Source organism: Mesorhizobium sp. M0598 (assembly GCF_040320865.1).
Classification (GTDB): domain Bacteria; phylum Pseudomonadota; class Alphaproteobacteria; order Rhizobiales; family Rhizobiaceae; genus Mesorhizobium.
In genome coordinates, this window is sequence record NZ_JAMYQL010000023.1 from 52610 (window position 1) to 61773 (window position 9164).

A 9164-nucleotide genomic window follows, 5' to 3' on the forward strand; every position below is an offset into this window, starting at 1 on the left:
GGTACGGCCTTTCCACTTATGACGCGATGATCGCCTCCGCGGCGGTTCACGTTGGCTGCGATACACTCTGGTCAGAGGACATGCAGCACGGAATGGCGCTCGACGAAGGCTTGCGCATCGTTAATCCCTTTCGCGTTGCGAGCTGATCACGCTCATTGAAGGGGGCTGGCCGGGAGCGAACTGGCGGCTTTCGATGTTGCCGAGCGGCGTGTCCGGCACGGAGAGCGATGCTGTCAACCACAAGCGTCTGCGCGGGCGAGGAGAAAGGCCGCCTCGCGCACGTTGCGGGTGAGCTTGGCCGCAGCCTCGAATTCGGCGCGGGCCTCGGCCAGCCGGCCGGCCCGAAACAGAAAATCGCCCCTCGCCGCCGGCAATGGCGCATAATTGCGCAAGGCGGCGGCGTCGGCAATCTCGTCTACCAACCGCAGGCCCGCTTCGGGCCCGAAGGCCATGCTGTGGGCGACCGCTCGATTGAGATCGACCACCGGCGAGGGCATCACTGCACGCAGCCGGTCGTAGAGCGCTGCGATCCGGGGCCCGTCGGTGTCGGCCGGACTGCGCGCCCGCGCGTGACAGGCTGCAAGCGCGGCCTGCAACACATAGGGGCCATCGCCCCCGAGGGCTTCGGCACGGGCCAGCGCGTCAAGGCCTCGGCGGATCAGCAGCTGGTCCCAGCGCGCGCGGTTTTGCTCGGTCAGGGTCAAGAGGGCGCCGTCCGGCCCGATGCGTGCCGGCAGGCGCGATGCCTGGATTTCCATCAGAGCCAGCAGGCCGAACACCTCGGCATCCTCGGCCATCAACCCCGCCAGCATGCGGCCGAGCCGTTGTGCCTCCAGGCACAGGCTCGGCCGGACAAGGTCGTCGCCTGCCGTGGCAGCATAGCCTTCATTGAAGATGAGTAGATGACCTCCAGCACCGAGGACAGACGCGCCGCACGCTCGGCGCCGCGCGGCACCTCGAAGCTGAGCCCGGCCTTTCCGATCGTCCTCTTTGCGCGGACGATGCGCTGGGCGATCGTCACCTCGCTCGACAGGAAAGCACGGGCGATCTCGTCTGTCGTCAGGCCGCCGATGACACGCAGCGTGAGGGCCGCGCGGGCGTCGGGCGAAAGTATGGGGTGGCAGGCTGTGAAGATGAGGCCCAGCAGCTCGTCGCCAAGATCGTCGTTCATGGCCATTTCGTTTCCCTCGGCCGTACCATCGCACTCGCCGTCCAGCTCCCGCGCGATCTCCTCATGCTTGCGCTCGCGCATCTTGTCGTGACGGATCGCGTCGATGGCGCGGCGTTTGGCGACCGTCATCAGCCAAGCGCCGGGATTGGCCGGAACGCCGGTCCTGGACCATTCGGATAAGGCTATGACCAGGGCGTCCTGCACCAGTTCCTCTGCAAGATCGACATTGCGCACGAGGCGGGCCAGGCCCGCGATGAGCCGGGCTCGTTCAATGCGAAAAATCGCCTCGATCGCCTGCTGCGTCTCGCCTGCCGTCATGCTGCCTTATCGGCCAAAGCCATAACGAAGGCAAAGCAGGTTGCGGCCGACAGGTTCAGTTGCCGCTGAGCTTCTTGCGCGTCCGGTCATGGATTTCCGTGACCTCCGGCGTCAGATTCCCATTGCCAATCAGCCATCTCGTACAGCGGCCGGATTTCAATCTCGCTCGGTCCGGGCATGGGATTGGGGCAGCGCTTCACCCAGGCGACAGCCTCGTCCATGTCCTTGACTTCCCAGAGCCAAAAGCCGGCGACCAGTTCGCGGGTCTCGGCGAAAGGCCCGTCGATGACCGTCCGGCGGGGACCATCGAACGCAACGCGCTTGCCCTGCGAGGAGGGCTTGAGGCCATCGGCGTCGAGCAAGATGCCGGCATTGCGCAGCTCGTCGTTAAACCTGCCCATCGCCTCCATCGCCTCCTTCGCCTCGGGCGTGGGGACAAAGCCCTTTTCGCTGTCCTCGGTAGCCTTCACGAGCACCATCACACGCATCGTCTGTCTCCTTGTTGAGCCGGACTCACCGGCCGGCATCGAAACGACGAACGGAGTTTAGGAAATCGACATTGTCCTGCAAATTTTTTTCGAGGTTGAGGAGAAAGCCGCCGATCGCGGCTCCCCTGGTCAGGAATCGCGATGGCGCGATATCGAGATTGGGCGCAACGCTGGTCGCCGATTGTAAGTAATTGAGTGGCCCGCCTAAACCATTTCGGGACGTTTTGAAGCCTCGCGGATCGCCTTGTGTACGCTGCGCTGCAAATCCATGAAGGCCGGGGTTTCCATGATCTCTTCCCGGCGCGGGCGCTCGATGTCGACATTGAAGGTCTGCATGATGCGTCCCGGGCCGATCCCCATCACGACGATGCGGTCCGACAGGTAGACGGCTTCTTCCACATCATGGGTGACGAAGAGCACGGTGAGCCTGTGCTCCTCCCAGATCTGCGTCAGGAGTTCCTGCATCTGATGCCTGGTCAAGGCATCGAGCGCGCCAAAGGGCTCGTCCATCAGAAGCATTTTGGGTCGATAGGAAAGAGCACGCGCTATGGCCACCCGTTGCTTCATGCCGCCCGAAAGCTCAGACGGATAACGATTGGCGCTGTGAGGGAGCTTGACCAGATCGAGATGCTCGCGTGCTATCCTGCGGCAGGTCGCGCGATCATGACCCGCGGCCTTGAGGGCAAACTCGATGTTCTGCTGCGCCGTCAGCCAGGGAAGCAGGGTGTAGGACTGGAAGACGACGCCGCGGTCGAGGCCCGGCTGCAGGATCGGCGCGCCATCGATGGCAAGATCTCCCGCGTCGAAATCCTGCAGTCCGGCAACGATCGACAGCAGCGTGCTCTTGCCGCAACCCGACGTGCCCACCAGCGAGACGAACTCGTTGTCGGCAAGATCGAGATTGATATCGCGCAGCACTTCCGTGCGCCGCGCGCCCGTGCCGAAGCTCTTGTGGAGACCTTTGATCCGCAGTTTGGGCAAACTCATCGGCTCAGCCTCATTGCACGTGGCCCTCCTGCCGGAACAGCACTTTTCCCAGTGCCTTCATGACCTGGTCGGTGATGAGGCCAAGCACGCCCAGCAGCAGGATGTAGCCGATGATGGTGTTTGTCTGGAAATAACGCTGGGACACGGTGATGCGGTAGCCGAGCCCTGATGTCGCCGCGACAAGTTCCGCCAACACCAGCCAGGTCCATGCCCAGCCGAGACTGATGCGCAACGTGTCCCAGATGCCTGGCAAGGCGCTGGGAACCACGATGCGCGTCAGGATCTTGCGATCCGGCAGCCCGAGCGTCCTGCCAAGGCCAATGAAATCAGCGGGAACCCGCTTCACATTGTCCATGATCATCAGCACCTGCTGAAAGAAGGTGCCGATGAAGATGATCAGAAACTTCTGGGCATCGCCCGTCCCCGACCACAGGATGGAAAGGGGCACGAAAGCGACCACCGGCATGTAGCGGATGAAATCCACAAGCGGCTCGATCGCCGCTTCCCAAGTCCTGAAGCTGCCGATCAGCACGCCAATCGGAATCGCCAATGCCGAGGCGATGAGGAAGCCAACAGAAATACGGTATATCGAGGTCCTGAGATCCAGCCACAGCGTGCCGTCACCCGAGAGCTTGCCGAGCTGGGTCACCACGCTCCCCGGCGAGGGCAGGAAAATCGGCTTTACCAGCCCCAGCCCTGTTGCCGCCCACCAGGCAAGGCCGAGGCCGGCAAAAACCGCCACCGCAATCATCAGGAAGCGCGAGCGTGCGATGGGCGCGCCTACCCCGGCGGCTCGGCGACGGCGCATCGGCTGTTTGATCACCGGCCCCGGCGCTGCGTGAGACGGGCTTGGCTTGGTCGCACGCTGCTCGGACATTTGCGTCACCACCGCGAGCCGGCCCTCGTCATTTCGCGGCCTTGACGAATGACGGGTCGATCATCTGCTCCGGCGTCACGTCCGCCTGAAGCAGCCCGGCGTTCTTGGCGGCTGCCTCGACATCGGCGAATGTCTTGGTGGAGAATTCGCCCGTCAGCGCATCCTTGTTTTCGGCGAGAGTATAGTAACGCACGCCATCAAAGGCGGTGTTAAGGTCTTCGACGCTCGAACCGACTGCCTTGGAGATGATCGCCCGGCCGTCGGGCGTGTCGGCATTGTAAGCCTTCAGGGCCGCATCCCAGGTTTTGATCATGGCAAGCACCTGGCCGGGACGCGACTTGATCACCTCATCGCGCACCACGAACACGTCGCTGATCAGGCCGGGATCTTCGCCTGCGGTGAAGAGCAGCTTGACGTCCTTGTTCTGTGCCCTGGCCGCGGTGAGATAGGGCTCATAGGTCACCGCCACCGGGACCTGGCCGGCGATCAACGCACTGCCGGCATCCGCCGCCGGCATTGGAACCGGCTGGACATCGGCGATGGACATGCCATTCTTGGCGAGCGCGTATTTGAGCAGGATGTCGCTCGTCGTGCCTTCCTCGAAAGCCACCTGTTTGCCCTTGAGGTCGGCGACGGAGGCGACGTCCTTGCCGGCGATCATGGCGTCTGCCGTCATGCTGACGTCGAGCAGAAGCACGATCTTCACCGGCAGGCCGGCCGCAACCATTCCCATAGCCGTGTGGGTCGCGATGTTGGCGGCATCGAGTTGGCCGCTCGCCAGGGCGGCGTTGATGTCCTTGTCCTCGGCGAAGTTCACGATCTGCACGTCGGACAGCCCGTTTGCCTTGAACAGACCCTTGGCTTCGGCGACGTGCCACTGGCCGTAGCCAAGCCATGGCTCGATGCCGATCTTGAATGTTCCTGCCTCAGGCGTCGCCGGAATTGTCGTGTCGGCCGCGCAGACCGCCGGGGCAAACCCGACGGCAGCAGCCATAACGAGTGCCCGAAATTGTCCTGCTAGGTTACGCATCATCTTGTTCCCCTTGATGATCAGGCCGCTTTTTTGAACCAAACATCCGGCCTGGTGAGAATGCGGGCTTCTGCTCTTGCGGCACCGTGCCTCGGCATCTTAGCTGTCCGTTCAACGAAAGTGCGACGACACTTCAACGTCAGCAACAGCGGATGTCAAGGCTAAATACATACATGCATATACAAGTTAGCCCCTCCTTCCGACTCTGATTCGCTTCACTGCGATCAGATTTTTTTGGATGGAGAATATCGACTGCCAAGCGAGTAGCGGCTGCCAACGTAAGTCAGCTTGCTGATCGTGGCAACGACGGCGCCCGTCCATGTCCGGCGATGCAGAAACAGGCAGCAGCTGCCGACGTCGATGCCCAGATACCGCGCCGTCTCGGCATCGGCAGGGGTCGCCGAGATGATGTGCTCGACCTCCGTCACCGGGGTTTTCTGCATGAGGTAGTCGTAGGTCGCTGTCCTGGAAAAATCCTGCTTGTCATAGTCGGGTATCAGGCCCGGGTTGACGAAGCGCTCTTCCAATTGCACAGGCAGGTCGTTCTCGAAGTTGACGACGATGGAATGATAGACCGACACGCGCTTTGCAAACTCGAACGAAAGCGCGAGCTCCTTTGTCGGCATGATCTTTTCGAGGACGATAACCTCGGAGCGATGCCTGTTTCCCCGCGCGACAATTTCCGCCGCGATGTTGTTGATCTCGATCAGTGCGGATTGCGGTCGAGGTGGCGCGATGAATGTGCCGACGCCCTGGAGCCGGATCAGAAAACCCGCAGAGGTCAACTCCCGCAAGGCACGATGGACCGTCATCCGAGACACGCCGAGTGTCGCCACGAATTCATTTTCGGACGGCAGCTTGCGGTCCTTGCTCCATCGCCCCGTTCCGATGTTCGTCAGGATGTAGTCCTTGACCTTCTCGTAAAGAGGGCTGGCGGTGTCGGGCAAAGTGATCATTTCAAAAATCCTTTCCGGCAAGGTTCGGAAATCACACGCGCCCGGCAGACCGCATCCGGATGATCGTTTTCAAGCCGTCACCCTGCCCCGCCAGCAGCCGCTCATAGGCTGCGGGAACATCATCCAGGCCGATCTCGCGGTCGATCAGTTCGACCATGGGCTCGGTCAATTCGCCGAGCATCCGAATGGCGTCGGGAAGCTCATCGGCAAAGGCGTGGCATCCCAGCAATGCTATTTCGCGTTCAACCAGGATGTTGGGATCGATATCGAGGCGGCCATGGAATATGCCGACCATCGCAACGGTGCCGCCGGCATCGAGAACGCCGAGCAACTGGCCGAGTGCTGCGACGCTGCCGGTTGCTTCGACGGCAGCGAGCAAGGGGGCATCCGCGGTGGCGGCGGCAATGGCGTCCCGGTTCAAGTCGACGATGCTGGCGCCGGTCACCCGCGCCACCCGGGCGCAGCGGCCAGGGTTGCGATCGGCGACGAGCACGGTACCTGCGAATGTCCGGGAAAGCAGCAGTGCGGCAAGCCCGCCGATAGTCCCGCAGCCGACCACCAGAACGGAGCCGGCCGTTTTCGGCAGACGCCGCACTGCGTGCAACGCTACAGCCAGCGGCTCGGCCATCGCCGCGACCCGTTCGTCAAGCGCGGCATCGACGACGTGCAGCAGGCGTGCGGGCAGGACCGCCTGTTCGGCAAATCCGCCGTCGCATATCTCGCCGACAAAGCCCAGCGACGTGCAAAGATGCCGCCTGCCTGCATGGCATCGCGCGCATTCTCCACACCAGAAACGGGAATCGGCGACCACGCGGTCGCCAACAGCGACGGTATCCGCCCCCTCGCCGATGGCGATCACCGTGCCTGTCAGCTCATGGCCAGCCGTCGAAGGCGATCGGCTTATCCATTGGCCCGTGCGGAAGTTGTGGAGATCGGAACCGCAAATGCCTGCGGCATCGACCCTCAGCTTCACCCAGCCTGGCTCGGGAGCGCCTGGCGTGGCGATATCCTCGACGCGCAAGTCGCCGGGTCCATAGAGTCGCGCCGCCCTCATCGTCATCGTTTCCGCTCAGCCGGCGAGATAGCGATCGCGGATCTCCGAAACCGCGTTCTCATGCGAGCTGAATCCTTCGTAGCGGGCGAGCCTGCGGGCATGCAGGGCGAGTTCCGGATAGGCCGCCGAGGTCACATAGCCGACCGACGATCTCTTGACGAAATCCGTCACGGAAAGCGGTCCAAAGGTTCGCGCCCACCGGCTGGTCGGCAGCACCGCATTGGGCCCAAGGACGAAGTTGGCGAGGGTCACCGGCGTATGCGGACCCATGAGGATCTCGGCAGCTTCCGTGATACGTCCGAGATGCGCAAATGGCTCCGTTGACAGAATCTCGAGATGCTCCGGCGCATAGTCGTTGATGAACCGGTAGCTGTCCTCCAGCGACTCGGTCAGCACGATGCCGCCGCGCTTCCCAGTCAGCACCGCGCGCGAGAACTCCACACGCTGTTCGCTCATCCGGGACCAGTGTTCTGGTATCGCAATCAACGCGGCTTCGGCGACCTTGCGGCTGTGCGTCACCAGATAGGCCGAGGAATCCGGCCCGTGCTCGGCCTCGATCAACAGGTCAAGAGCAGCCAGGCCGCCGTCGACGCTGTGATCGGCAAAAATGATCGCTTCGGAAGGACCGGCGGGGAGACCTGTGTTGATGATCGGGGACAGCACGCTCTTTGCCGCCACCACCCAGGGGCTCCCCGGCCCGACGATCTTGACGGCGGGCTTCACAGTCTCGGTCCCATAGGCGACGGCGGCGACCGCATGGGCGCCGCCGCACTTGTACACGGTCTCCACGCCGGCGATGCGGGCAGCAACCAGCGTCGCGGCGTCGACGGAACCATCCGAAGTCGCAGGCGTCACGATCGCGATCTGGGGAACCCCGGCAATCACCGCCGGAACCGAGGTCATCATCGTCACCGAGGGAAAGGCGCCTTTGCCGCGCGGAACATAAAGCGCAACGGAAGCAATCGGTGTGTATCGGTCGCCCGCATAGGCGCCCGGCCGAACTTCCTTGAGCCACATCGTTTCCGGGCGCTGCTCCTCGTGGAAATGCCGGATGTTGTCAATGCCGAACCGGATACTCTCCACGACATCCTTGTCGACCTTGTCGAATGCCTCGTCGAACTCCGCTTCCGAAACTTTCAGTCCACCGTCGGCAACATCGGCTTTGTCGAGTTCGCGTGCAAACCGGAGCAGTGCCGCGTCACCTTCATCCTTGACGGCCTGGATGATTGGACGGACCTTTTCGATGAAGGAAGACAGATCTCCTTCGGCGCGTTTAAGTAAACTGGCCCGCTGATCGACACTGAGGGATGACAGGCGGTGGAAGCTGACGTCAGACATGGCGGCTCCTTTTCTTAGAACGCAATTACGACTAGCGCTTGTCGATCACTTCTGGGACACGTCTCCGGCCCCTGAAGCCTTTCAAATCGATGCGAGAAAGCCTCCATCCACGGGAATGGACTGGCCGGTTATGTAGGCTGCCGCATCCGAAGCGAGGAACACCGCGATTCCGTGCAGGTCCGAGAGATCACCAAAACGGCGCTGCGGAATCTTGGCGAGCATCGATTGCTGCCATGCCTCGTTGCTGTAGAACACGTCTGTCATCGCTGTCCTGAAATAGCCAGGCGCAATGGCGTTGACCCGGATCCCGAGATCGGCCCACTCCGCTGCAAGCGCCCGCGTCATGCCGAGGAGGCCTGATTTCGACGAGCCGTACGGCACCGCCGTGGGAATCCCGACCTCGGAGGTCAGCGAGCAGAGATTGATAATGACGCCGGGCCGTCCGGCGTCTCTCATCTGCCGCGCGGCGGCTTGGGCGCAGAAGAAGGCGCCCTTGAGATTCGTATCGACAATCCGGTCCCACAAGGCCTCGTCGACATCGAGTGAAGGCCGGACCTCTTCCACCCCCGCATTGTTGACGAGAATATCGAGACCTCCGAGCAGGCTGCCGGCCTCGGCTGTCGCCGCCCGGCAGCGGTCGACATCGGTGACATCCAGGGCGATGGCATGCGCGACCCCGCCGGCGGTGCGGATGGCGGCCATCGTCTTCTTGAGCGAGGCCACGCTGCGCGCCGTGACCGCGACGTCGGCGCCGGCCGCGCTGAGCGCCTCGGCGATGCTGCGCCCGATGCCACGGCTTGCGCCGGTTACAAGCGCCTTCCTGCCTGACAGATCGAAGAGAGATGCGTTGCGCATGTCATCCTCCTTGGTAATGTCGCGCTTGGACCGATCGCGTCGAGACTACCCGAATGCAGCTTATCTATACAAGCATGTACATCATGGCTG

Annotated in this window: 10 protein-coding genes; all 10 read right to left on the reverse strand. The window is 62.6% G+C overall.

Translation table 11 applies throughout. The features are described from left to right. Positions 1–233: 233 nt before the first annotated feature. On the reverse strand, positions 234–896 hold the full coding sequence (locus tag NKI59_RS24255) for an RNA polymerase sigma factor (protein WP_352707408.1): 663 nt from the start codon (positions 894–896) through the stop codon (positions 234–236). After that, positions 797–1489, reverse strand: a complete 693-nt coding sequence (locus NKI59_RS24260; protein ID WP_352707344.1) for an RNA polymerase sigma factor — start codon at positions 1487–1489, stop codon at positions 797–799. Before NKI59_RS24260 ends, NKI59_RS24255 begins: the two co-directional genes overlap by 100 nt. An 86-nt stretch (positions 1490–1575) precedes the next feature. Continuing rightward, a complete protein-coding gene (locus NKI59_RS24265) occupies positions 1576–1977 on the reverse strand; it encodes a YciI family protein (protein WP_051406115.1) in 402 nt (133 codons plus the stop codon). 204 nt (positions 1978–2181) lie between these two features. Then, positions 2182–2964: an ABC transporter ATP-binding protein gene (locus NKI59_RS24270; protein WP_352707347.1), complete on the reverse strand. Its 783-nt coding sequence runs from the start codon at positions 2962–2964 to the stop codon at positions 2182–2184. A gap of 10 nt (positions 2965–2974) precedes the next feature. Next, positions 2975–3772, reverse strand: a complete 798-nt coding sequence (locus NKI59_RS24275) for an ABC transporter permease (protein WP_352707410.1) — start codon at positions 3770–3772, stop codon at positions 2975–2977. A gap of 97 nt (positions 3773–3869) precedes the next feature. Next, complete coding sequence (locus NKI59_RS24280; RefSeq protein ID WP_502901101.1) at positions 3870–4871, reverse strand: ABC transporter substrate-binding protein; 1002 nt, start codon at positions 4869–4871, stop codon at positions 3870–3872. Between the two features lie 224 nt (positions 4872–5095). Further along, positions 5096–5827 (reverse strand): histidine utilization transcriptional repressor HutC, encoded by a 732-nt coding sequence (gene hutC / locus NKI59_RS24285; RefSeq protein WP_352707353.1) that lies wholly within the window; start codon positions 5825–5827, stop codon positions 5096–5098. Between the two features lie 31 nt (positions 5828–5858). Continuing rightward, positions 5859–6881, reverse strand: a complete 1023-nt coding sequence (locus NKI59_RS24290; RefSeq protein ID WP_352707355.1) for a zinc-dependent alcohol dehydrogenase — start codon at positions 6879–6881, stop codon at positions 5859–5861. Positions 6882–6896: 15 nt separating this feature from the next. Beyond that, positions 6897–8219 (reverse strand): histidinol dehydrogenase, encoded by a 1323-nt coding sequence (gene hisD, locus NKI59_RS24295; protein ID WP_352707358.1) that lies wholly within the window; start codon positions 8217–8219, stop codon positions 6897–6899. A gap of 81 nt (positions 8220–8300) precedes the next feature. Further along, positions 8301–9074 carry an SDR family NAD(P)-dependent oxidoreductase gene (locus NKI59_RS24300; RefSeq protein WP_352623151.1) on the reverse strand — a complete coding sequence of 258 codons (774 nt, stop codon included), beginning with the start codon at positions 9072–9074 and terminating at the stop codon, positions 8301–8303. Between the last annotated feature and the right edge of the window lie 90 nt (positions 9075–9164).

What these genes read in the sequence shown, in the direction of transcription:
- NKI59_RS24260 (WP_352707344.1), bottom strand. Translation starts at nt 1,489, where the DNA reads ATGACGGCAGGCGAGACGCAGCAGGCGATCGAGGCGATTTTTCGCATT.
- NKI59_RS24265 (WP_051406115.1), bottom strand. Translation starts at nt 1,977, where the DNA reads ATGCGTGTGATGGTGCTCGTGAAGGCTACCGAGGACAGCGAAAAGGGC.
- NKI59_RS24270 (WP_352707347.1), bottom strand. Translation starts at nt 2,964, where the DNA reads ATGAGTTTGCCCAAACTGCGGATCAAAGGTCTCCACAAGAGCTTCGGC.
- NKI59_RS24275 (WP_352707410.1), bottom strand. Translation starts at nt 3,772, where the DNA reads ATGCGCCGTCGCCGAGCCGCCGGGGTAGGCGCGCCCATCGCACGCTCG.
- NKI59_RS24280 (WP_502901101.1), bottom strand. Translation starts at nt 4,871, where the DNA reads ATGCGTAACCTAGCAGGACAATTTCGGGCACTCGTTATGGCTGCTGCC.
- hutC (WP_352707353.1), bottom strand. Translation starts at nt 5,827, where the DNA reads ATGATCACTTTGCCCGACACCGCCAGCCCTCTTTACGAGAAGGTCAAG.
- NKI59_RS24290 (WP_352707355.1), bottom strand. Translation starts at nt 6,881, where the DNA reads ATGAGGGCGGCGCGACTCTATGGACCCGGCGACTTGCGCGTCGAGGAT.
- hisD (WP_352707358.1), bottom strand. Translation starts at nt 8,219, where the DNA reads ATGTCTGACGTCAGCTTCCACCGCCTGTCATCCCTCAGTGTCGATCAG.
- NKI59_RS24300 (WP_352623151.1), bottom strand. Translation starts at nt 9,074, where the DNA reads ATGCGCAACGCATCTCTCTTCGATCTGTCAGGCAGGAAGGCGCTTGTA.